Origin of the sequence: Bradyrhizobium sp. Rc3b (assembly GCF_900114915.1) — a bacterium.
In the GTDB taxonomy this organism is placed as follows: domain Bacteria; phylum Pseudomonadota; class Alphaproteobacteria; order Rhizobiales; family Xanthobacteraceae; genus Bradyrhizobium.
Genome location: NZ_FOUS01000020.1, coordinates 28,261 through 50,402 on the forward strand (window position 1 = coordinate 28,261; position 22,142 = coordinate 50,402).

The following is a 22,142-nucleotide window of genomic DNA, read 5'->3' on the forward strand; positions in this document are numbered from 1 at the left end:
GTTCGAGACGGGTCTGTCGCGCTCACCGCGTGAGCGCGACCTGCTTGAATGAGTGGACCAGAGCCTTCTCCAGCTTCCCATTCATCCCGCACAAGACGTTGTAGGCCTCCGCGCGCGGCATGGTCGGCTTGTAGTGCCGGCGCTCGATCAGCGCCGCGAAGATGTCCGAGATGGTCAAAATCCGCACGATGTCGCCAATGCTCTCGGCGCAGAGCGCATCGGGATAGCCGCTGCCGTCGAGGTACTCGTGATGATGACGAACGGCATCGAGAATTTCCGGTGAAATCTTGTCGTGCCCTTTCAGAAACGCGTGGCCCGCGGCTGGATGGGTCTCGATCTGGGCACGTTCTTCCGCATCGAGGCGGCCCGGCTTGTCGAGAATGGCCAGCGGAATCTGCGCCTTGCCGATGTCGTGGAACATGGCTGCCGAGTACAGACGCTCCAGATCGGCTCTTCCGACACCGAGGCTCAGGCCGAAGTCGATGGCGAGGCCGGTCACGAGCAGGCAGTGCTGATAGGTTCCCTCGTGGTGGCGCCGTACCGTCGAGAGCCATTCCGAAAGACCTCGCTCGGTTATGCGATCGGCGATCTGGCGGCCGGCCTCCTTGGTGCCGTCTATGTCAAGAGGTTGGCCCAGGGTCACAGCCGTGAACATCGATGCGACAGCGGTCGCCGCCGCCTCGACGGCGTTGTCCGGTTGCAGTGTGTCGCCTGACGCAGCGGACGATCCGTCGGCCGGATCGGTTAGTGCCGCCAGCAGTTTGGTCCGGCCGACAGTGCTGGGAAGGACCAGCGTCGCCCCGAGCGCGTAGGCTTGCGAGATACCGACGTGAGAGCTGTGCTCGAGGAGAAATATCCGCTTCTTCGCCTTGGCGAGCTTGCCAGCCCGTCTCTTGAGGGCGGCGATATTGTCGACGTCGCGCAGGTCCGCGCGGATGACGATGGCGGCGGGCACCTGCGACAGCTTGGCTTCGGCGTCCAGCCGTTCGCCGGCGACGGCGAAACGGTCCTCAAGGATCGTGCAGACGCCGGCCAGCCTGTCGGACGTATCCGCCAGCACATGCACGAAGGAGCGGGCCGCTTCCTTCTCGCGGATGCCGTCCGCGTTGACGGGGCTGAGGATGGTTCGCGCGTTCTGCACGGCTCGACCTGGACTATCGTGGATTGCAATAATTGGGATGAATTGTAGGCCTATTTGCTTCGGGCGACGGTCTGCGTAGCAGCCGAGGGTGCGCTCGCCGGCTTCTTTTTGCCGTCAGCGGTGACGAAGTGAATGCCGGCCGTGGTGCCATCGATCCAGACCAACTCGCAGCGCCGATAGGCGAGCCCGGTCGACGACAGCAGCATGAAGAATTCCTTGGCCTGCAGCACGTCCAGCGTGCCCTCGACCTCGACCTTTGCGCCTGTCTGCGACACGTCGAGCAGAACGCAGCTGCGCCGCCATGTGCCGTCAGAGCCCATCAGATTGACGGCCTGCCTGTGGTCCATCCGCACGCGCGCCGCCTTGCGGCCGTCGAACTTCATCGGCTACCCCCCCGTTTTTGCGCCGCGATCTCGCCGACTGCTCTCCTTGACGCTTGCGGCGATTTCCCCCCAACGCACCGTCCACTGACTGGTCGACAGCAGCAGCGTCTCGAAAACGTGTTGTGCGCGTTCGCGCTCGGTAAAGGAAAGCCTGGTGCCGCTGCGGTTGCTCAGGATGGCAAGCGTGGTCTGCCAGTTTAGCCGCGACGCCCGGCAGGCCATCACCAGGCCTTCGCAATCGCCGTCGGTCATGACGTGCTCGACGATCTCGATGGGGGTCCCCGAAAGCACCGACAAGGCGGTGAACAAATTGGCGGTCTCGCCGCGGATCGCGAAGCGGTTCACCGCAGAATCGTTGAGCTTGCCGATGCGGTTGAGCGCGATGATCTCCGGCCGTGCGCTTGCATAGGCGGCCGCGCTAGGCAGCTTGGGCACGATCGGCGCTGCCGCTCGAGGACACGAGACGGTGGAAGCCTTTGGCTCCGCGCGAGCGTCGGGGGCCGGCGAGGCCGGCAGCAATTTCCGCAGGACCGGATCTGGCGTGCCTGGTCTGAGCGCCAGGGCCTTCGTGAGTTCGTCATCGCTTGCGCACGTTTCAACGAGCGCGACGTAGGCGGCATCGGAGAACCGCGCCCCTGCGTTGCTGATCAGCGCAAGGTGAACGGCGCGGCCGCCGCGCTTGATGAGCGTCTCGGTCAATCGGGGTTCGATGCGCGCTCGGACAGCGATCGCGAGTTGCTGCGGTTCGCCGCTCGAGATCGCGATTGTTTCGAGATCGGACGTGGAGAGCGCCTGCGATTTGAGCAGAACGGGGCAGGCCACGCCGGGATCGTCGTGTAAGGCAAGACGTTGCAGGGTCTTCGGCGGAGCCACTTTGAGCTCGGCAAGCGCCGCGCCGAGTTGAATCAATGCGCTGGCCTCGACCCGCTCCGTCAATCGAAGCAGGACGCCGTCGACCACACTGGCCAGCAATTCCTGAGGCCGGTCGCGGCTGCCGGTGAGCAGCTGCAAAATGCCTTCGAGGATGCGAGCGCAGCGGTCCAGCGGGCAAGTTGCGACCGCATCCTCCAACTCGACCAAAATATCAGCAGGCGAATTTGCCATCATGGCAGGAGCCTGAAATAAAATAGCTATCGATTTAACGAGCTCTATTGGGCCTCAAAGATGTTAATTTTTAATTTTGAGAATTAAATCCCAGGGTTTTATACACCGCGGCATTTCGGGAAATGCTATCGAAAATCGGCAAGGCTCGACGTCCCGGCTTGTCCTTTCAGTTGGACCCTTCCCAATTGATCAGGACACGTTAGGATTGATTCTTCAGGTCCGACGAGAAACCACAAAGGGGAAGCGGATCGGCACCGTTGCCGGATGCGCATCGATTGCGACACCGGGTTTCGTATTTTCATGAACAGCATTGATGACGTGCCCAGGCTGGCACTCAAGACATTTCGTTTTTCAGACGTCGACGAATTTCGAAGCGCCATACGCGGGCTGAATTTCGAGTTCACGCCTTTCGTACGGAAGATTTCGTCTGAGCAGACAATTCTGTCGTTGCCCGGGTGCGACGTGAATTTGACGTGCGCGTTTCCCCGGGTCGTTGATGCACAGCTCGTCGGGAATTGCACGGCGATCGGCTTCACGATGGACGACCTCAACGTCCCCATTCGCTTCAATGGCTCGCAACGTGCGCGCCCGGCCGTGGTCATTGGCAGCGGCGGCGCGGCCTACACCGTCATCGAGGAGGTGCAGCGGCAAATCGCCTCAGTGGTTTTCAGCCCGGAGGTGAGGGACCGCGGCTGGCCCACAGCTTCCCAGACCTTCAAGATTTTCGAAACGAGTGCCGCTGGCCTGGACCGGCTGCGCAGTGTGGTGCGTGAGGTGCTGGCCGCGGCCTCAGAGCCCGTCGAGGCGTCAGATCTCCCGGTCAAGGCAAGGGCAATGAAGGAATCCCTGCTCGCGGCCGTCGACCACGTGTTGGGAGATGTCGTTTCGGTCCGCTGGACGCTGCGCCCCAATGACGAGCGGAACTTCAGGATGTTCCGGGATATCAGTGCGCTACTGTCCGATGACCTCTCGCAGCCGATCTACAGCGAGGAGATTGCCCGCAAGCTCGGACTGTCCGTCCGCACCATGCACGACGTCATCCGCCGCTATCGCGGCATGAGCCTGCACCGTTACTTGCGCCTGCGCCGGCTGTGGCTGGAGCGCCGACGGCTGCTCGCCGGCGCCGACAGCGTCAAGGCGGTGGCGCTTGCGTTCGGCTTCTGGCATCTCAGCGATTTCTCCCGAAGTTACCGCGACCAGTTTGGCGAGACGCCGTCGCAAACGCTGGAGCGCGGACGCGGGCGATAGTTGACGGATCGAGTAGGGCCGGACGCCGGTTTTGTGCTACCATCCGGCCATGAGCAATCGCATCCTCGTCCTCTACGGTTCCTACCGTTCCGACCGCATGGGCATCCGCCTTGCGAATTTCGTCATCAACCGGCTGCGCGCGCGGGGCGACGATGTCACCTTGATCGACGCCAAGGCGATCGGCCTGCCGATGCTCGATCGCATGTACAAGGAGTATCCGAAGGGGTCGGCACCCGAAGCGTTGGAGATTCTGGCCGGACAGATCCGCGACGCCGACGGATTCGTCTTCGTCACCGGCGAGTACAATTGGGGCATCCAGCCCGGCCTGAAGAATCTCACCGACCACTTCCTCGAAGAGTGGTTCTGGCGTCCGGCCGCGATCGTGAGCTATTCCGCCGGCCGCTTCTCGGGCGCGCGCGCCGCGACCGCCTGGCACGGCACGCTGTCGGAGATGGGCATGGTGGTGGTGTCGAGCACCATCGGGGTCGGCCCGATCGCACAGACATTGTCGGCCGACGGCGAGCCGATCGGTGATGGCGGCAAGGCCCTGGAGCGCGCGTTCCCGCGCTTTGCCGACGATCTCGCCTGGTGGATCGAGGCGGCGAAGGCGCAGCGGGCGCGCAAGGCGCCGCCTTATTGAACTTGTCTACGCCGCCCTGACTTCGCCGAGGAAGCGGTCGAACTGGCCGGCGAGATCGCGCGACTGGGTCGAGAGCTGCTCGGCGGCGCCGAGCACTTCCCTTGCGGCCGCGCCGGTGTCGTCGGCAGCGCGCTGCACGCCTGCGATGTTGGTGTTCACCTCCTGGGTGCCGCGGGCGGCCTCCTGGACGCTGCGGGCGATCTCCTTGGTCGCCGAGCCCTGTTGCTCGATCGCCGCGGCGATCGCGGTGCCGATCTGGTCGATCTCGCCGATGACGTCGGCCACGTTGCGGATCGCGGCCACGGTCTCGTTGCTCGCGGTCTGGATCGCCGTGATCTGCTCAGAGATTTCGGTGGTGGCCTTGGCGGTCTGGCCCGCCAGCGATTTCACCTCGGAGGCGACCACGGCAAAGCCGCGGCCGGCCTCACCGGCGCGGGCGGCCTCGATGGTCGCGTTCAGCGCGAGCAGATTGGTCTGCTCGGCAATGCTCTGGATCAGCGTGACGACGTCACCGATCTTCTGCGCGCCCTCGGCGAGGGTGCGTGCGGTGTCGCCGGTGCGGCGGGCGTTCTCGACGGCGCGGGCCGCGATCTCGGTGGATTGCGCGACCTGACGACCAATCTCTGAGATCGAGGAGGTCAGCTCCTCGGTGGCGCTGGCGACGGTCTGCACGTTGGTCGAGGTCTGCTCGGAGGCTGTGGCGACGACCGCGGCCTGGCTGTTGGTCTGGGCCGCCGTCGAAGTCATCGACTGGGCCGTGCTTTCCATGGTCGAGGAGGCCCGGGACAGGCCGCCGACGAGCTCGGTGACCTTGGCCTCGAACGCGCGGGTGAGTTCGTCGAGCGCCTGGGCGCGGCGCATCTTGCCGTCGTTCTCGGCCTGCTTCTCGGCCGCGAGCCGGTCGGCCCGGATCATGTTGTCCTTGAAGACCTGGACGGCGGCAGCCATCGCCCCGATCTCGTCGGAGCGCTCGGCGCCCGGGATGCTGTCCGCAACCTCGCCCTCGGCAAGCCGCGACATCCGGCTCGTCAGGCCGACGATCGGCGCGCAGACGCGGCGGCGAACCATCACGATGAGGCCGACGCTCGCGACGAGCACGGCGGCAAGGCCTGCAAGCGCGATGGTGAAGCTGGTGCGCGCGGCCGAGGAGGCGCCGGCGAGGATCTGCTCGGCATTGTCATAGAACGCGTCGCGGACCTCGATGATGGTGCCGAGGCCGCGCTGCGTGGCGGCGTAATAGGTGTCCATATCGTGTTCGTACTTGCCGCTGACGGCGCCGTCCTTGACGAGCTTGAGCTCGCGGCCGAATTCCTCGACATAGATCGAATTGAACTTTTCCAGCGCGGTGGCGACGTTCGCCGGCGTTGCCGGATTGCCGCGCAATTCCAGAAGGGCCATCACGAGTTGGTCGTTGCGGCCCTGCGAGCGGCCGATGTCAGCCTTCTCGGCATCGGTCGCCGGCTTCTTGCCGCCGACGAGGTTCTTGTGCAGGCTCGAGTTGAAGCCGCCGACGTCGCGCAGCGTCATGGCGGTATTGGCGTAGCTGGCCTGCCGGTAGGCGTCGCCGTTCAGGATCGCCATGCGGCGGACCTGCTCGTTCAGCAGCGCGGTCACGCCGCTGTTGAGCACGGCATTGTCTGCGACGATCTTCTTGGCTGCGTCCTTGCGGGCCTCCGCCGGCCCGGTGAGCGCCTTGTCGATGGCCTCGCGCAAGGCGGTGAATTTCGCATTGATTCCATCGATGTTGCTGCCGACGCTGTTGCCGTCGTCGAACGAGCCGGGCAGCTCCTTGCGCAGCGCGTTCATCCTGTCGCGGGCGCCGTCGGTCTGCTTGCGCAGCTTGTTCTGTTCGGCGAGCAGTGCAGGGTCGATCGTGGCGGGGCCGTAGAGGATGTTGGTGGAGAAGCCGCGCTCGGGGTTGAGATAGCGCGGGATATCGCTGGCGGCGCGGACGATCGCCAGGCGGCCTTGCGCCTCGCCGATCCGCTCCATCGTTTGGTACTTGGTCACGGCGACGTAGACGGCGAGGCCGCCACCCACGGTCGAGAGCGAGACGATGGCGGTGGTCAGCAGCGTTCCGATTTTCATGATCTGTCCGGCAATTGGCGCGGGGAGAAAGATATTCTCCGGAAAATAGACAGACCGTATTAATCGCGGGTTTACGCTGGTGGATGCCGCGGGTGCGCGCCTGGCTTAGCGACCGAGGGTGGCAAGGATTTCCAGCGTCGCGGCGTCGCGTTCGCCTGCGAAATAGCGGGCGAGCGCCTCGCCGAACACGGGCTCATCGGAGACCGCGCCGAACAGCGTCATCGACGAGCGGAATTTGGAATCGTCCGGCGCGCCGAGGATCGCGTTGATGCTCCGGCCCTGAACCGCGAGCACCAGCCCGGTGCATTCGATCAGGCGCGCCCCGAGCACGGGATGGGCGAGATAGGCCTTGGCCTCCGCGGGGGAGCCGATGGCGTAGCGCTGCGACATGGCGCTGAAGCCGAGGCCGGCGATCTGAGGGAAGACGAACCACATCCAGTGAGTCTGCTTCCGGCCCCGGGCCAGCTCCGCCTGGACGGCGCGAAAAACCGGGTTCTGGGCCGTTACGAAGCGCTCTAGATCGAAAGGATCGGTCATTGGATACCTTAGGAGGGCTTGCCGGCCGCGATTATGCCTAACTTTTGGCTCCCAATGTGGTAGCTGGTATAGAGTCTCCGGGCGGGGGTTGGGCCCCCCGGGGGTCGATTTGGGGATCTGATGGTTTCCGACGCAGCACATGCCGAGAGGCTGTTGTCGCGCCGCCGTGTCGGGCGAGCCGAGAGAATTCTGCTGTCTCTGGCCGCAGTCGCGATGGCGCTTGGCGCCGCCGCCTGGGTCACTGACATCGGGAATTCGAATTTTGGCAATTCGACCCCGCTAATCACTGCTGCGCTGCCGCCGGCCAATGCCCCTTCTTTCGAGGATCGTTTCGCGTCGGCGTCCGGCAACCCGCCCGCCCGCGAGCTCGGCCTGCGGACGATGGAGCGTTCCGCCCTGAGTGCGGTCCAGCTCAAGCTCCGCGACGCCAAGGCAATGCTCGCCCAGAAGCTCCAGGGCGACGATTGGCGCACGACCCTGACCGATGATGACCGGCACGTGGTCGACGAGACGAGGCCCTCGCAGCGTGCCGACGCCATCCCGATGCCGCGCTCGCGCCCGACCCAGGCGGACCTCTCCGCCCAGATCGCCTCCAGCCAGGCCTATGCGGAGACCAACCCCAGGGTCGACAACCGCAACTTCTTCGAAAAATTCACCGACAAGATCAGGCTCGCCTCGCTGACGCCCAGCGACGGCCTGTTCGCCAAGGCGCCGGATCTGGCCGCCCTCGGCTACGATTCGCGGACGGCGGTCTATGACATCAAGGCCAAGGCACTTTACCTGCCGAGCGGCGTCGCGCTGGAAGCCCATTCCGGCATGGGCGCGCTGATGGACGACCCCAATCATGTCGACCAGCGCATGGTCGGCGCGACCCCGCCCGCAACCTACGACCTGAAGCCGCGCGAGAAGCTGTTCCACGGTGTCCGCGCGCTGCGCCTGACTCCCACCGATGGCACCAGCGCGCTCGGCCGCGTCGGCCTTCTCACCCACAATTACATGCTCGGGCCGCGCGGCGATTCCAACGGCTGCGTCTCGATCAAGGACTATGATCGCTTCCTCAAGGCTTACGACAATGGCGAGTTCAACCGCCTGGTCGTGGTGCCGAGCCTGAGCGGATCTGCGACTGCCTCGCAGCGCGCCAGCACCGACTCCTGATATTCGCCTGCTTTCGGCGGGGCTGCCGTTTCCCCTTCGTTAAGCCGTCATCGTCCAGAAGCAGCCCATGAGTGATCCATCAAGTTCCGAGACCCCGCTGCGTACGACGTTCAAGATCAAGCTGAACGGCGACACGTTGGCGATCGCGACCGTCGGTCAGGCCTATCAATTCCTGACCAACTTCAAGTCGGTCGAATGGATGGAATTCCGCTCCCTGCACGAGGACGCCGTCGAGGCTCTGGAAGGCGCAGCCGGTAACGCGATGCTGGCGGTGCAGGCAACCAACGCCGTGCGCGCGCTGTTCGTCAGCGCCAAGCTGCTCTGAAGCCGTCTCAGCTCACAATCTCGCAGCCCGGATAGAGCGCAGCGAAATCCGGGCGTCGCTTGTGGCACGATTCCCGGATTGCGGCGCTCCATCGGACTACGGGTCTTCTCCTCGCGCATCTTGAACTCCGCTACGGGAACGGGCAAACGGTCGGCGAAGATCGCCGCCGCAAGCCATATGTTTGAAATTTAGTTCAGGGAGAGACCCCATCATGAAACGCCGTACATTCCTCAAGGGCGGCGCGGTCGCCGGCGCGACGACGCTGGTTGCCGCACCTGCGATCGCGCAGAGCGCGCCCGAGATCAAATGGCGCCTGACGTCGAGCTTCCCGAAGTCGCTCGACACCATCTACGGCACGGCGCAGACCTTCGCGAAATACGTCGCTGAGGCCACCGACAACAAATTCCAGATCCAGACCTTCGGCGCCGGCGAGATCGTTCCGGGCCTGCAGGCGCTCGATGCCGTCAGCACCGCATCGGTGGAGATGGCGCAGACCCCGCTCTATTTCTACATCGGCAAGGAGCCGGCGCTGGCCTACGCCACCGGTGCGCCGTTCGGCATGAATCACCGCCATCAGGAATCGTGGTGGCACTTCGGCGGCGGCGCCGATCTCACCAATGAAGCGCTCAAGCCGTTCAAGGCGCACGCCATCCTCTGCGGCAATTCCGGCACCCAGATGGGCGGCTGGTTCCGCAAGGAGATCAAGACCGTCGACGACCTCAAGGGCCTCAAATTCCGCATCGCGGGCATGGGCGGCCACGTGCTTGCCAAGCTCGGCGTCGTGCCGCAGCAGATCGCGGGCGGCGACATCTATCCGGCGCTGGAGAAGGGCACGATCGACGCGGTCGAGTTCGTCGGTCCCTATGACGACGAGAAGCTCGGCTTCCAGAAGGTCGCCAAGTACTATTACTTCCCGGGCTGGTGGGAAGGCGGCGCGATGCTGCACATGATCGTCAACGACGAGAAATGGGCGTCGCTGCCCAAGCAGTACCAGGCGATCGTCAACCAGGCCGGCGCGGCGGCTGGCGCATGGATGCTCGAGAAATACGACAGCGTGAATCCGGCGGCGCTGAAGCGGCTGATCGCGAACGGCGCGGAGCTGAGGGCGTTCCCGCAACCGGTGCTGGAGGCCTGCTACAACGCCACCCAGGAGCATCTGAACGAGCTCGCCGCCAAGAGCGACCTGTTCAAGCGGACCAAGGAAAGCCACGACGCGTATATGAAGGAGCTGCTGTTCTATACGCAGATCGCGGAGAACTTCTACGACAACTATCTGCTCAGCAAGATGCGCAACAAGAGCTGATTGTGAGGAGGGCGCGGTGCCGCGATCGCGCCGCGCTCTCGTAGGGTGGGCAAAGGCGCCCTTGCGCCGTGCCTACGACTGCCCCGCGTTTCGTAGAATTGGTGGGCACGCTTCGCTTTGCCCACCCTACGGGACCTGAGCAAGCGGTCCTACGCCGCCCCAAGCCCCAGCTTCGCGTAGATCCGCCTTGCATAGGCGCCGAACGCATCGGTCGTCTTCAGCGGCAAGTCGCGCGGGAAGGGCAGGTCGATCGGGAAATAGTCGGCCATCTTCGCAGGTCCCGCCGTCAGCACCGCGCAATGCGAGGACAGGAACACGGCTTCCTGGATCGAATGCGTGACGAAGATGATGGTCTTGCCGCTCTCCCGCCAGATCCGCAGCATCTCCAGATTCATCTGCTCACGCGTCAGCGCGTCCAGCGCGCCGAACGGCTCATCCATCAGGATCAGCTTTGGATCGTGAATGAAGGCGCGTGCGATCGCGGTGCGTTGCTGCATGCCGCCGGAGAGCTGCTGCGGATATTTCTGCTCAAAGCCGGCAAGGCCCACGAGGTTGAGAAGATCGCGCGCCCGCTCGCGCGCGGCCTTCATCGGCAGGCCGACGATCTCGGCCGGCAGCAGCACATTGTCCAGGATCGTCCGCCATTTCAGCAGCAAGGCCTGCTGGAACACCATGCCGATGTCGCGGGTCGGATCGAACGGGCTGTTGGCGTTGCCGATCTTCACCGTGCCGCCGTCGGCGCCGTGCAGGCCGGCCAGGATCTTCATCACGGTGGTCTTGCCGCAGCCGGACGGGCCGACCAGCGAGACCAGCTCACCTTCCTGCACGTCCATGGTGACGTCGGACACCGCCAGGAATTCGGCGCCGCCGCTGCGATAGACCTTGCGGACGCCCTGCAGGCTGATGAAGGGGGCAGGGCTCATGCCAGCCACTTGTCCCGATTGGCGGCAACGAAGGCATCGTCGCTGAGGTCGGCGTGCGCGCGATAGACGCGGTCGATCTCCTCTTTCTGGCCGGGGCTGAGGCCCTCGTTCGGATCGAGGCACCACAGGCCTTTCATCAGGCCCTGGCGCCGCAGCACTTCGTGGCAGCCGGCGATGCAGCCGTGGAAATTGTTGGCGACGTCGAAGAAGGCGCTGTTGCAGTCGGTGACGCGGGCATCGAGTGCCAGCAGGTCGGCCGGCACGCTGTCCTTGTGCCGCGCCGCCTTGCAGCGCTCGAACTGCTTGATTGCACTGGCCGTCCACACCGACCAATGGCCGAGCAGACCGCCCTTGAAGTAGGTGCGCGTGGTGACGCCGTTGTCGCGCAGATCGAACGGCAGCATCAGATCGAGCAGGATGTGGTCGTCATTGCCGGTGTAGAGCGCGACGCGGTCGAGCGCGCCGGCGGCCGCGACGCCGCGCAGGACGTCGAGGGTACGATAGCGGTTGAACGGCGCGATCTTGATCGCGATGACATTGTCGATCGAGGCGAAGCGCTGCCAGAACCGGGCGGAGAGGATGACGCCGCCGACGGCCGGCTGAAGATAGAAGCCGACCAGCGGGATCTCGGCGGCGACTGCCGTGCAGTGCGCGATGATCTCGTCCTCGGAGGCGCTCTTCATCGCGGCGAGGCTGAGCAGGCCGGCATGATAGCCGATGTCGCGCGCGGTGCGGGCTTCGGTGACCGCCTGGTTTGTCGGACCCGCGAGGCCTGCGACCATCGCCAGCGGTCGCCTGGTCCAGTTGGCCGCGGTCTCGGCGGCGAGCTCGAGCACCGGACGGTAGAGACCGACGTCGCGGATCGCGAACTGCGTCGTGTGCACGCCGACGGCAAGGCCGCCAGAGCCGGCGTCGATGTAATAGCGCGTCAGCGCACGCTGATGCGTCTTGTCGAGCTGGCGCTCGGCGGTGAGCGCGAGCGGATGCGCCGGTATCACGGTGCCCTCAGTGATCAGGTTGCGGATGTCGCTGTTGATCTGGCTGTGATGCATGATGTCCTATCCGAATTCAGGGCCGGCGACGGCGAATGGCATTTCCTCGCCCGTGACGGTGGCGGGACCGAACCGCATGCGCTGGAACGGGCGCTCGATGGTCCAGCTGGAGGCGGTCAAGCCTTCCAGGAACGCGGCTTGCGACGCGACGGCGTCGAGTAGGAGCGGGCTGGTCTCGGAACGCACGATCGCGTCAACGAGCGCCAGAGCTGCCGCGGCATTGTCGGCCAACAACGGGCCGATATGGCGGGCGGTCCGGCCGTCGCGAACCAGTGCGATGGCGCCGTTCGCACCGACGATGCGCGAGCCAGAACGCTGTGCGAAGGCGGAGAGGAGGGCGGTCCGGTCGAACCCGGTGGCCCGCAGGTCCCGCGCACGAAGCGCATCGAGTGTCCCGGATGACAATGGCGGCGCTTCGGCCCGCGCTGGCTTCAACAGCTTCAGGCGGCGCAATTGCAGGGTCGGCGTGAACCCCAGTGGTCCGTAGACGACGGCGCCGTCCGGCGTGGCATCGAGCCAGCTGGTCAGGCCGTTCTGACGCGCCGTCTCCAGGCAGGCGTCGACCAGACGGGTGGCAAGGCCACGGCGGCGATGCGTGCCTGATACCAGCACCATGCTGATCCAGGCGTTGTTGCCGGAATAGGGCAACAGTGCCGCGGTTGCGACCAGCCGCATGCCGTCGCGAATGCCGAACACGACGCCGTCGCGCAGGAAGATGCGCCAGTCCTCGTCGGTCTGGTTCCAGTGCGCTTCCGTCGACAACGCCAGCCCCGCGATCGCGTCGTCGACGCCGAGCTGGACGATGTGCGGGGCGTCAGTAACGGCCATCGCGCACCTCGTATTTGGTGGGCTTGCCGAGGCTCGGCATGGCGCGCGAGACCCAATCGGCGGTCCAGGCGATCAACTGCTCGGTGTCGACGACCGGAAGGCCGAACAGGTCAACCGCCCTTGATGTGTCGGTCAGCCAAGCTGTCGGCTCTTCCTTGCCTGTCAGCACCGGCGCGCGGCCGAACCTTGTGCCGAATCTTTGCGCGAGATCGCGCACCGCCAGAATCTCGTGGCCGCTGACATTGATCGGCGAGGTCGGCGCGGTGCAGTGCGCAAGGCAGCGCAGCGCCTGCGCGGAGGCATCGCCCTGCCAGATGAAATTAACATGACCGAGGCTGACGTCGATCGGCGTGCCCGTGAGCACCTTCGTCGCGATGTCGTGCAGCACGCCATAGCGCATGTCGATCGCGTAGTTGAGACGGAACAGCCGGCCCGGCGTTGCGAATTTGTGCGAGAAATACTCGAACATCCGCTCGCGGCCGACACAGGATTGCGCGTATTCGCCGGGCGGGTTCGGCGCCATGTCCTCGGTCGAGCCTTTGCCGTCGACAGGGACGAAAGGATAGATACAGCCGGTCGAGAACGCCACAATGCGCGAGGACGGGAATGCCTGGGCTACCAGGGCGGGCACGTGTGCGTTCATCGCCCAGGTCAGCGACAGATCGCCCTCGGCGCCGAACTTGCGGCCGGCCATGAAGATGATGTTGGGCGCCTTCGGCAGCGCCGCAATTGCCTTCTCGTCCATCAGGTCGCAATTGATGGTTTCGACGCCGCGCGCGTGCAGCCAGTCCTTCACGCCGGCGTCGCTGAAGCGGGCCACGCCGATGATCCGGCGATCGGGCGCGGCGGCCTTGGCGAGCCCGGCCAGCGTCGGGCCCATCTTGCCGCCGACGCCGAGGATCATGATGTCGCCCTCGACCTTGGCGAGGTCGTCGATCAGCGCTTGCGTCGGACGGCACAGCAGCTCGTCGAGGGCTGCGATATCGGGGATGGTCTTCGGCAGCGTCTGGCGGGTGAGCAGCATGGATTTGTCCTTGGTTCTGCCGTTGTCAGGTTTGCCTTGCGTCACCGACCACGAACATGCGTTCGAGGATCAGGACGAGGCCGTAGAGAGCGACCCCGAGCAGCGTCAGCAGCACGACGGCCATCACCATCGCGGGTGTGTCGAGCGCCGACTGCACCTGGATCATGAGGTAGCCGAGCCCGCGCTCGGAGGCGATGAACTCGCCGACGATGGCGCCGGCAACCGCCAGGATGGCGCCGACCTTCATGCCGGAGAACACGTAAGGCAGCGATCCCGGCAGCTGGATCTTGCGGAACAGCGTCCAGCGCGAGCCGCGCAGGGATTTGACGAGATCGAGCAGGTCCGGCTCGACCTCGCGCAGGCCCCGCGCGGTGGTGAGCAGGATCGGAAAGAAGCAGATGCTGAAGGCGATCAGGATGTTCGGGATGATGCCGTAGGAGAACCAGACGATGAAGAGCGGGCCGAGCGCGACCTTCGGGATCATGTTCAGCGTCACGAACAGCGGCAGCAGCACGAGGCTGAGCAGCGGCGCCCAGCTGAAGATCACGGCCAGCGCGACGCCGACGAAGGCGCCGAGCGCGAAGCCGCCGAGGATCTCGACCGCTGTCACCAGCGTATTGGCGCCCCAGGCGTAGCTCGCGGTTCCCAGCGTCTGCACCGTCGCCAGCGGGGAGGGCAGGATGAATTTCGGCAAGTGAAAGGCATCGACCGCGACCTGCCAGAGCACGAGCACGCCGAGGTGCACGATCAGGATGATCGCAAAGCTGCGCGAGGCGCGTGCGCTGTCTCCTGCCACCGATTGCTCCCTGTTGGCGCGGCGGCGATGCCGCAGGTCGCAAGCCTAGCCGCCTTCCGGGGAAGTTTCAACCAGTTGGTTGATTAGGGCCGGAGCGACTGCAGTACCAAATCGGCGACATGGCGGCGGCGGGCGCGCCGTGCGGTGCGGCTCGACAGGTCCTTGCCGAAGATCGCCGACAGTGTCGGCGTGTTGGAGAAGAAGAAATAGCTGAGGCCCGCAATGGAGATATAGAGCTGGACGGGGTCGACGCCCTTGCGGAACACGCCCGCGCGCACCCCCTCGTTGAGAATGTGGGAGACGCTCTTCACCAGCGGGGAGTGCATCGCTTCCAGCCGCGTCGAGCCGCGGACGTGGCGGGCGCCGCCGCGGTTCTCGTCGTTTAAAAGCACGATGAAATCAGGGTGTGCGGCCAGATGGTCGAACGAAGCCTCGATCAGCTTGCGGATCGCCTTCTCCGGCGGCAGGCCTTCGAGATTGAGCCTGCGCTCCTGCTCGCGGATGTCCTCATAGACCCATTCGAGTACGGCGAGGTAGAGCGCGTCCTTGTCGCCGAAATAGTGGTAGACGAGCTGCTTGTTGACGCCGGCGCGCTCGGCGATCTCGTCGACGCGGGCGCCCGCAAAGCCGTGCCGGGCAAATTCCAGGCGCGCCGCGGTCAGCAGCTTGTTGCGGGTGGCGACGGGGTCGCGGCGCTGCGGCACGGTGTCGCCAGATCGTTTTGCGGGCATTTCCAACCAAACAGTTGACAAGTTGAGGGCGGGCTTGTTGCATTGGTATCCTCACAAGGGGAGAGCGACAAGCCGGGTCGCGGCAACGAGGAGAGATGCGATGAAGCGTTTGCAGGCGGCGGGCTCGGCCCTGGTCTTGACCCTGATGCTCGGTGCAGCCGCGGCGCCCGCGCATGCGGGCGAAGCGGTCAATCTGATCCTGAACTGGACGCCGACGGCCGATCACGCGCCGTATTATTATGCCAAGGCGCAAGGCTGGTACGAGAAAGCGGGCATCGACCTCACGATCGAAACCGGCAAGGGCTCCGGCGTCTCTGCCGCCAAGGTCGGCTCCGGCGGCTCGCCCTTCGGCGTCGCCGATCTCGCCACCATGCTGGTGGCCAAGAGCAAGGGCGCCGACACCGTCGCGGTGATGAGCGTCTATGCTAATACCGGGCAAACCTTCTACTGGCTGAAGAGCTACGGCGTGAACGGCGTCAAGGACTTTGCCGGCCACAAGATCGGCAATCCGCCCGGCGATGCCTCGCGCGTGATGTGGCCGGCGTTTGCCAAGGCCGCCGGGCTTGCGCCCGATGCCGTCGGCTTCGTCAATGTCGGGCCGACCGCGAAGATCGCGGCATTGAAGAGCCACACCGTCGACATCATCAGCGACTTCTACAATGAGCACGATCTGAAGGTAATCGAGTTCGGCCAGGACCTTGGCTACGTCAACTGGAAGGACATCGGGCTCAACCCTTACGGCAATTCGCTGATCGTCAACGGCCCCTACTTGCAGAAGAATCCGAAGGTCGTCGAAGAGTTCGTGCGCGTCACGCAGAAGGCCTTTGCGGCCTGCGTTGCCGACGTCGCGCCGTGCCTGAAAGCGCTGCTCGACCAGGTCTCCGGTCTCGACCGCGCGAACCAGGAGCGCCAGTGGGAGCGCATCAAGTTCCTGATGACGGACGAGTTCACCACCACCAAGGGTCTCGGCTGGATCGACGGCGAGCGGATGAAGAAGGACTACGAGCTGGTCCAGACCTATCTCGGCATGGAGAAGCCGTTTGATGTGACGACGGCGTTCACGACCAAGATGCTGGATCCGAACATCAAGATGGATGCGAGCAAGGTGAAGAAGTAGGGGGGGCATCTTGGCCCCCACACAGCGGTGTCATGCCCCGGCTTGACCGGGGCATCCAGTACGCCGCGGCCTTTCGACGAACCCATAGGGTCTCTGAGTACTGGATCGCCCGCCTTCGCGGGCGATGACAGTTTGGGACGGGTAACCCACGGAGAAATTAACCGGCCGTTAACCATATCCGCCGCATCGTTAACCATTCAATAACAGGGAACGAGTCGGCCGATATGGAGGCTGCAGTCAAACCTCAACGCCAAATGGTGCGCCTGCGCGGGCGCTCTTATGTGGCCTTCGTGTTTACGCCGACGGTTCCGGTGCAGGACTGGCTGCACGAGATCGATGCCACCATTGCGCGCTCGCCGGGCTTCTTTGCCGGCCGTCCCGTGGTGATCGACCTGTCCTCGGTCGACCTCAGCCAGTCCGGGATCGGCCATCTGCTCACCAGCCTTCAGGACCGCAACATCCGCGTGCTCGGCATCGAGGGCGTGGAGGAGGCGAGGCTGACCCCGATGATGCCGCCGCTGCTCTCGGGCGGGCGCAGCTGCGTGATCGAGCCGAACGCGCCGAAGAAGGCCGAGACGAAGTCCGAGGCCAAGCCGACATCGCTGCTGCTGGAGAACCCAATTCGATCGGGCCAGACCGTGATCTTTCCCGAAGGCGACGTCACCATCCTCGGCTCGGTCGGCTCGGGTGCCGAAGTCGTCGCCGGCGGTTCCATCCACGTCTATGGCGCGCTACGCGGCCGCGCCATGGCGGGCGTGAACGGTCGCACGAGCGCGCGCATCTATTGCCAGAAGATCGAAGCCGAACTGCTTGCAATCGATGGGTTTTATCAGACCGCCGACGATATCGACGAGGCCCTGCGCGGCAAGCCGGCCCAGGCCTGGCTGCAGGGCAACACCATGCGAATTACCGCGCTGAACTGACCAGAAGGAGATTTCAGAAATGGCAAAGGTACTGGTCGTGACATCAGGCAAGGGGGGCGTCGGCAAGACCACGACGACCGCCGCGCTGGGGGCCGCGTTGGCGCAACGCGGCGACAAGGTCGTCGTCGTCGACTTCGACGTCGGCCTGCGCAACCTCGACCTCGTGATGGGCGCCGAACGCCGCGTCGTGTTCGACCTCATCAACGTGGTGCAGGGCGTTGCAAAGCTGCCGCAGGCGCTGATCAAGGACAAGCGGCTGGAAAACCTCTGGCTGCTCCCAGCCTCGCAAACCCGCGATAAGGATGCGCTGACGGAAGAGGGCGTCGGCAAGGTCATCGACGATCTGCGCAGCCGTTTCGACTGGGTGATCTGCGACAGCCCCGCCGGCATCGAGCGCGGCGCCTCCATGGCGATGCGCTTTGCCGACGAGGCCGTGATCGTCACCAATCCGGAAGTCTCTTCGGTGCGCGATTCCGACCGCATCATCGGCATGCTCGATTCCAAGACGGTGCGGGCCGAGAAGGGCGAGCGCGTCGAGAAGCACATTCTCATCACCCGCTACGACCCCTCGCGGGCCGCGCGCGGCGAGATGCTGACCATCGACGACATCCTGGAAATCCTCGCAACGCCCTTGCTCGGCATCATCCCCGAGAGCCAGGACGTTTTGAAGGCCTCCAATGTCGGCACACCGGTGACGCTGTCGAACGCGGACGGCGCACCGGCGCGGGCCTATATCGACGCGGCGCGCCGGCTGTGCGGCGACACCGTGCCGATGCAGGTTCCGACTGAGCGCAAGCGTTTTATGGATCGTCTGCTGCGACGGAGGGCTGCATGAGCATGGGTCTGCTTCGGCTTCTCCGCGGCAAAAAGGCCTCTGCACCCGTCGCTCGCGAGCGGCTGCAGATCCTGCTTGCCCATGAACGCGGAATGCGTGGCCAACCCGATCTGCTCGGGGTGCTGCGTGAGGAAATTCTCGCCGTCGTGTCCAAGCATGTCACGCTTGACCCGACCAAGGTCATCGTCCGGCTCGAGCGTGGCGACGACGTATCGACCCTGGAGGTCGATATCGAGGTGCCCAACGACTTCGATCGCAAGAAAGCGGCGGTCGCATAGGGGACGCGGCCGACGAACTCCAGCTTTGGGGTGGGTGAGAAGGCGGTCCGCTGGGCATAGCGGGCCGCCTTTGTTTTGGGACCATAGGGACGGTGCGGAACGAGGTCCCGCCCTCAATCGTTGTGAACGACCGCGGGAGCGATGCGGCCTGCGGTCTGGTCAGACGGGAGAGCGCCCATGATGTCCGAGGTCCAGGTCCACACCGTCGCGCGGCAGATGCTCGAACGGCATGGTTTTGCTGCGATTGCGAAGGCCGCTGAGCAGGCCCAGGCCTGCGAGGGCCGCGGCGAGGCCGATGAGGCCAAGGAATGGCGTCACATCGCCGACGCCATGAAGATCATTCGCGGGCCGGCCCACAGCTGATCGCTGGGCCATAAACGCTTCAGCGTTCCTCGCGATCCGGCCCCCGTGACGGGGATCGATGCTGCGTCTGCGGCTGACCGCGCTCGCCCGCCTCTTTGCAGGGGAGCTGTTCCCACGATCCGTCCGGCGCCTGCTGATAGGCGCTGCACGAGGACGACGAGGTCGATTTGTCCTCGCCCTTTTGGGCGTCGGAATTCTTTGCCTGTGCCGGGGCGGCCACCGTTGCGCTCATCGCGAGCAAGCCGGCGACCATGAGATGCGTCATCCGCATTGGGCTTCTCCTGTGCGAAAAAGCCCGCATGCTGGCGAGGAATGTGACGATTATTGGCCGAAACGAGGGTTCCGCCGCGGTGTGCTTAACGCCGCGACAGCCGGCTTGCTAGCCGCCCTTGGCCCGGATCAGGCCGGCGAGGTTGGTCTTCTGGGCCTCGCACCAGTTGGGCATGCCGAGGCGGCGCTGGTTGAGATCGGTCGCCTGGGTCGCCACCGCGACCTCGGCCATCAGATCGTCGTCCTGCTTCTCGCCCATCTTGCCGCCGGTATGCATCCAGGCAATTGCCTTGCGCACCTTCTCCGTGGTGCCGTCGGGCAGCTTCATCTGCTGCGCCTTCTGCACGAGATCCTGGTAGACGACGTCCGTGCCCGGGCATTCGACCTTGGTGGCAAAGGCCTGCAGCACCAGGGTCACATAGGTCGAGCGTAGATGGTCCTCGGCCTGGGCCGGAGCGGCGATCAGCAACAGGCCAGCCATCAGGAAACCGTAGCGCATCCTTGGTATCTCCTCCATTTTTTTGGGAGGCTAGCGTCCGCCGGGCTGCTCCGCAATGGTATCGGGGCGAATTTGTCGCGCCCCGGCGCGGTGCGCTATCGTGGCCCGCATCCCGGCCTCGGAGAGCGACATGAGCCTGTTCAGCACGCCATTCGATCCTAACAGTGACACAGCGCTCGTCACCGGCGCGGGCAACGGCATCGGGCGCGCCATCGCGCAGGCCCTGGTCGGCGAGGGCGTCCGGACCGTGTTCGCCGACATCAGCGCGGAGCGGGTGAACGCCGCGATCGGCGCGAGCAAGAGGCCCGAGCTGGCGGTGCCCTGGGTCGGCGATCTCGCCGAATTGGATGCGTGCGACGCGCTGCTTGCCGCCGCGGACGCAGCGTTGGGCGGGATCACGCATTTCGTCCACAGCGCTTCGCCGCCGCGGCGGGAGGCCGATCATGCGCTCGCGGTCGATCGCAGGATCTGGCAGCAGATGCATGCCGTCAATCTCGATGCCGGCTTTCACCTGGCGCGCGAACTCGCAAAGCGGCTGATCGCGGCGAAGCGGCCGGGCTCGTTCCTGTTCCTCACCTCGCTGCATGCGGGCACGCCGCGCAACCTGCCGCATTATTCGACGGCGAAGGCGGCGATGGCGATGCTGGTGAAGGAGTTGGCCAAGACGTTCGGCCGCCACGACATCCGCGTCAATGCGCTGGTGCCCGGCGCGATCGCCGCCGGCGGGTTCGTTGCGGACCCCGCGCTGGCGCGGCACATTCCGCTCGGGCGTCTCGGCGAGGCCAATGACCTTGCGCCGATGGCGCTCACCGTATTGTCGAACAAGCTCTCCGCTTACGTCACCGGCGCAGCCTTCGTCGTCGACGGCGGACTGTCGCTGACGAACTGGTTCGAACCGCCCGCGCTTGACGAGTAGTTAGCGGCGCCAGGCCGGCACGGGATCGAGCGGCGTGCGGTAAAGCTCTTTGTCGTCGCGATCAGTGACGCGCACCGCGCAACCCTTCTGCTGCAGCTCCGGCTTCACCTGCGACAGCTCGGTGGCGAGCTGGTCGGCACGCTCGGAGGCAACCTCGATGTCTTCGAGGATGATTCCGCCCTGGTTCCTGAACTCTCCACCAACCACAAGATCGAAAGAGTAGTACGGCATCCGAATTCCCCGGTGTGACGAGATGAGCTTCAGTGGAAGTCTCAACACATGTCGGATGGTACCACTGAGTCGACATCTACCGATGAACGGACCGCGCAATCTCTGTGCTTATGGCGCAGAAATGATGTGCAACGTGTGACGGCCTTAACATTTAATTAAATATGTTGGCGTGATCATAAGGCATGGAATTGCAGCGGAACCGGGCTCCGGGAACCGGCAGCTGCAAGAGAAGGCCGCCGGCATAGATCCCGACGGCCTTTTCTCTTGAGCGAGAAAAATCGCTTTCCGTAATTGTCCGGACTCAACGCATCACATCGACTCGGACAGCGTACGCGAGTGGTCGCAGCGCGCTGCTTGCGCGGTCTCAGTCTAGCGCAACGGCATCGGCGGACGCACGACCGGTCCGTCGTCATCGGCAACTGCTTGGGTCGTGGTAACAGGTGCGGCCGGCGGCGGCATCGCGGCAGCCTGCGAAGGCGGCGGCGGAGCTGCGAGCGGCGCGGGCGAATAGGCCGGCATGTAGGTGTGCGACACGACCGGCTTCGGTTTGCGAACCGGCGGCGGTGACGGAGCTCGCGGTGGGACCGCAGCAGCACGTGCGCGCGGATCAACGGGCTTGACCTCAGCTACCGGCTTCGGCGCAGGCGGTTTTGCCATCTCGCGCGCCATCTGCTCCTGTCCGGCCTTCAACTCGGCGATGTTGGCCTTGAGCGTTTCGATCTGCTGCGCCATCGCGGCGAGGTCGCGCGTCATCGCTTGCACCGACTGTGCTGCATCGGGCTGCGTCGCTGCGGGCGTGGCGGCCGCGACCTGGACTGCGGGTGGCGTCGCAGATTGATCGGCCGTTTGATCGGTTGCCGGTTGCGCTACGGGCGGGGCGGCCTGTTCCGCGGGCGGCGCGGCCTGTGCGGCAGCGACCGGCGCGGTCTGCGATGTCGACGGCAGCAGCGACGTCAATGCCGGTGTCCATTCGGCGAGCATCTGTTTGGCGGTGTCGCCGTGCTTCTCCCACGCGATGGTGGCGGCTGCACTGCCGCCTGCAAACAGAAACGTGACGAAAGCGCCGCGCAGCCACTTGCCTGCGGCGGATCGCTTCCGCGGACCGAGACCATCGCTCGCCGCGACACGGACGGCCGTGTCGACAGAGGGCGGAGGCGCCGCCTGCGGCTCCGAGACGGGACTGAATTTGGGCTCAATGGAGATTTTGCGATCGAGCAAGGGTTTGGGCTCCGGCGCGAATTTCGGCTCCGGACGCGTCGCGATGTCAGGCGCGAGCGCGGGCGCAACGCTGACGGGGCGCGAGGCCAGCACAATGTCGGGCGAAATCTGAATCGCGTCGTGCGGATCGTTGTCCTTGACCGTGTCCTTCACGATCTCATCGACGATTTGCTTGGGGTTCAGCGTCGCGAGCATCGCAGCTCCTTTGAAGCCC

General features: G+C 64.9%; 26 protein-coding genes. 11 read left to right on the forward strand and 15 right to left on the reverse strand.

Features of this window, described 5'->3' with window-relative positions:
- Window positions 1-22: 22 nt before the first annotated feature.
- Genes BM190_RS34425 through BM190_RS34435 form a run of 3 tightly spaced genes read right to left on the reverse strand, consistent with a single transcriptional unit; the run spans window position 23 to window position 2,631 of the window.
- The gene (locus tag BM190_RS34425; protein ID WP_092261988.1) at window positions 23-1,141 is read right to left on the reverse strand and encodes an HD-GYP domain-containing protein; all 1,119 of its coding nucleotides are present in this window, start codon (window positions 1,139-1,141) and stop codon (window positions 23-25) included.
- Window positions 1,142-1,191: 50 nt separating this feature from the next.
- Entirely contained in the window at window positions 1,192-1,524 is a 333-nt protein-coding gene (locus BM190_RS34430; RefSeq protein WP_028144927.1) for a PilZ domain-containing protein, read from the reverse strand.
- 3 nt (window positions 1,525-1,527) lie between these two features.
- Window positions 1,528-2,631 carry a DUF2336 domain-containing protein gene (locus BM190_RS34435; protein ID WP_092261989.1) on the reverse strand — a complete coding sequence of 368 codons (1,104 nt, stop codon included), beginning with the start codon at window positions 2,629-2,631 and terminating at the stop codon, window positions 1,528-1,530.
- Between the two features lie 297 nt (window positions 2,632-2,928).
- Between BM190_RS34435 and BM190_RS34440 the strand changes: the two genes are divergently transcribed.
- On the forward strand, window positions 2,929-3,876 hold the full coding sequence (locus BM190_RS34440; RefSeq protein WP_092262068.1) for an AraC family transcriptional regulator: 948 nt from the start codon (window positions 2,929-2,931) through the stop codon (window positions 3,874-3,876).
- Window positions 3,877-3,925: 49 nt separating this feature from the next.
- Complete coding sequence (locus BM190_RS34445) at window positions 3,926-4,516, forward strand: NADPH-dependent FMN reductase (RefSeq protein ID WP_092261990.1); 591 nt, start codon at window positions 3,926-3,928, stop codon at window positions 4,514-4,516.
- A gap of 6 nt (window positions 4,517-4,522) precedes the next feature.
- Here the strand turns inward: BM190_RS34445 and BM190_RS34450 are convergent, their stop codons facing one another.
- Window positions 4,523-6,604, reverse strand: coding sequence for a methyl-accepting chemotaxis protein (locus BM190_RS34450; protein ID WP_092261991.1), 2,082 nt, complete (start codon window positions 6,602-6,604; stop codon window positions 4,523-4,525).
- Between the two features lie 105 nt (window positions 6,605-6,709).
- Window positions 6,710-7,141 (reverse strand): DUF1810 domain-containing protein, encoded by a 432-nt coding sequence (locus tag BM190_RS34455; protein ID WP_018322931.1) that lies wholly within the window; start codon window positions 7,139-7,141, stop codon window positions 6,710-6,712.
- Window positions 7,142-7,330: 189 nt separating this feature from the next.
- On the opposite strand from BM190_RS34455, the gene BM190_RS34460 reads away from it, so the two are divergent.
- The 3 genes from BM190_RS34460 (at window position 7,331) to BM190_RS34470 (ending at window position 9,924) form a co-directional block, all read left to right on the forward strand.
- A complete protein-coding gene (locus BM190_RS34460; RefSeq protein ID WP_092262069.1) occupies window positions 7,331-8,296 on the forward strand; it encodes a DUF2778 domain-containing protein in 966 nt (321 codons plus the stop codon).
- Between the two features lie 67 nt (window positions 8,297-8,363).
- Entirely contained in the window at window positions 8,364-8,621 is a 258-nt protein-coding gene (locus tag BM190_RS34465) for a hypothetical protein (protein WP_018322933.1), read from the forward strand.
- Between the two features lie 211 nt (window positions 8,622-8,832).
- A complete protein-coding gene (locus BM190_RS34470) occupies window positions 8,833-9,924 on the forward strand; it encodes a TRAP transporter substrate-binding protein (RefSeq protein ID WP_092261992.1) in 1,092 nt (363 codons plus the stop codon).
- A gap of 149 nt (window positions 9,925-10,073) precedes the next feature.
- Here the strand turns inward: BM190_RS34470 and BM190_RS34475 are convergent, their stop codons facing one another.
- From BM190_RS34475 to BM190_RS34500, 6 genes are all read right to left on the reverse strand, one after another.
- Window positions 10,074-10,847 carry an ABC transporter ATP-binding protein gene (locus BM190_RS34475; protein ID WP_177237472.1) on the reverse strand — a complete coding sequence of 258 codons (774 nt, stop codon included), beginning with the start codon at window positions 10,845-10,847 and terminating at the stop codon, window positions 10,074-10,076.
- A complete protein-coding gene (locus BM190_RS34480) occupies window positions 10,844-11,899 on the reverse strand; it encodes a dihydrodipicolinate synthase family protein (protein ID WP_092261994.1) in 1,056 nt (351 codons plus the stop codon). Before BM190_RS34480 ends, BM190_RS34475 begins: the two co-directional genes overlap by 4 nt.
- A gap of 6 nt (window positions 11,900-11,905) precedes the next feature.
- Window positions 11,906-12,727: a GNAT family N-acetyltransferase gene (locus BM190_RS34485; RefSeq protein ID WP_092261995.1), complete on the reverse strand. Its 822-nt coding sequence runs from the start codon at window positions 12,725-12,727 to the stop codon at window positions 11,906-11,908.
- Window positions 12,714-13,751, reverse strand: coding sequence for an NAD-dependent epimerase/dehydratase family protein (locus tag BM190_RS34490; protein WP_092262070.1), 1,038 nt, complete (start codon window positions 13,749-13,751; stop codon window positions 12,714-12,716). Before BM190_RS34490 ends, BM190_RS34485 begins: the two co-directional genes overlap by 14 nt.
- Window positions 13,752-13,776: 25 nt before the next feature.
- The gene (locus tag BM190_RS34495; protein WP_092261996.1) at window positions 13,777-14,547 is read right to left on the reverse strand and encodes an ABC transporter permease; all 771 of its coding nucleotides are present in this window, start codon (window positions 14,545-14,547) and stop codon (window positions 13,777-13,779) included.
- 83 nt (window positions 14,548-14,630) lie between these two features.
- A complete protein-coding gene (locus BM190_RS34500) occupies window positions 14,631-15,278 on the reverse strand; it encodes a TetR/AcrR family transcriptional regulator (RefSeq protein ID WP_092261997.1) in 648 nt (215 codons plus the stop codon).
- Between the two features lie 100 nt (window positions 15,279-15,378).
- On the opposite strand from BM190_RS34500, the gene BM190_RS34505 reads away from it, so the two are divergent.
- The 5 genes from BM190_RS34505 to BM190_RS34525 all read left to right on the forward strand — a co-directional run bounded on the left by BM190_RS34505 (window position 15,379) and on the right by BM190_RS34525 (window position 18,794).
- Window positions 15,379-16,395: an ABC transporter substrate-binding protein gene (locus BM190_RS34505; RefSeq protein ID WP_092261998.1), complete on the forward strand. Its 1,017-nt coding sequence runs from the start codon at window positions 15,379-15,381 to the stop codon at window positions 16,393-16,395.
- Window positions 16,396-16,619: 224 nt separating this feature from the next.
- Window positions 16,620-17,318, forward strand: a complete 699-nt coding sequence (minC, locus tag BM190_RS34510) for a septum site-determining protein MinC (RefSeq protein WP_018322942.1) — start codon at window positions 16,620-16,622, stop codon at window positions 17,316-17,318.
- A gap of 19 nt (window positions 17,319-17,337) precedes the next feature.
- Window positions 17,338-18,153: a septum site-determining protein MinD gene (gene minD / locus BM190_RS34515; RefSeq protein ID WP_018322943.1), complete on the forward strand. Its 816-nt coding sequence runs from the start codon at window positions 17,338-17,340 to the stop codon at window positions 18,151-18,153.
- Entirely contained in the window at window positions 18,150-18,431 is a 282-nt protein-coding gene (minE, locus tag BM190_RS34520; RefSeq protein WP_018322944.1) for a cell division topological specificity factor MinE, read from the forward strand. The genes minD and minE overlap by 4 nt, the downstream gene beginning before the upstream one ends.
- A 177-nt stretch (window positions 18,432-18,608) precedes the next feature.
- The gene (locus tag BM190_RS34525) at window positions 18,609-18,794 is read left to right on the forward strand and encodes a hypothetical protein (RefSeq protein WP_091956924.1); all 186 of its coding nucleotides are present in this window, start codon (window positions 18,609-18,611) and stop codon (window positions 18,792-18,794) included.
- Between the two features lie 19 nt (window positions 18,795-18,813).
- On the opposite strand, the gene BM190_RS34530 is transcribed toward BM190_RS34525, so the two are convergent.
- Window positions 18,814-19,065: a hypothetical protein gene (locus tag BM190_RS34530; RefSeq protein ID WP_092261999.1), complete on the reverse strand. Its 252-nt coding sequence runs from the start codon at window positions 19,063-19,065 to the stop codon at window positions 18,814-18,816.
- A gap of 108 nt (window positions 19,066-19,173) precedes the next feature.
- Window positions 19,174-19,563 (reverse strand): hypothetical protein, encoded by a 390-nt coding sequence (locus BM190_RS34535; protein WP_092262000.1) that lies wholly within the window; start codon window positions 19,561-19,563, stop codon window positions 19,174-19,176.
- A gap of 130 nt (window positions 19,564-19,693) precedes the next feature.
- Between BM190_RS34535 and BM190_RS34540 the strand changes: the two genes are divergently transcribed.
- Window positions 19,694-20,479, forward strand: a complete 786-nt coding sequence (locus tag BM190_RS34540) for an SDR family NAD(P)-dependent oxidoreductase (protein WP_092262071.1) — start codon at window positions 19,694-19,696, stop codon at window positions 20,477-20,479.
- On the opposite strand, the gene BM190_RS34545 is transcribed toward BM190_RS34540, so the two are convergent.
- Both BM190_RS34545 and BM190_RS34550 read right to left on the reverse strand, forming a co-directional pair.
- Window positions 20,480-20,710 carry a DUF6894 family protein gene (locus BM190_RS34545; RefSeq protein ID WP_092262001.1) on the reverse strand — a complete coding sequence of 77 codons (231 nt, stop codon included), beginning with the start codon at window positions 20,708-20,710 and terminating at the stop codon, window positions 20,480-20,482.
- A 369-nt stretch (window positions 20,711-21,079) separates the two neighbouring features.
- A complete protein-coding gene (locus BM190_RS34550; protein ID WP_092262002.1) occupies window positions 21,080-22,123 on the reverse strand; it encodes a hypothetical protein in 1,044 nt (347 codons plus the stop codon).
- Window positions 22,124-22,142: the final 19 nt, after the last annotated feature.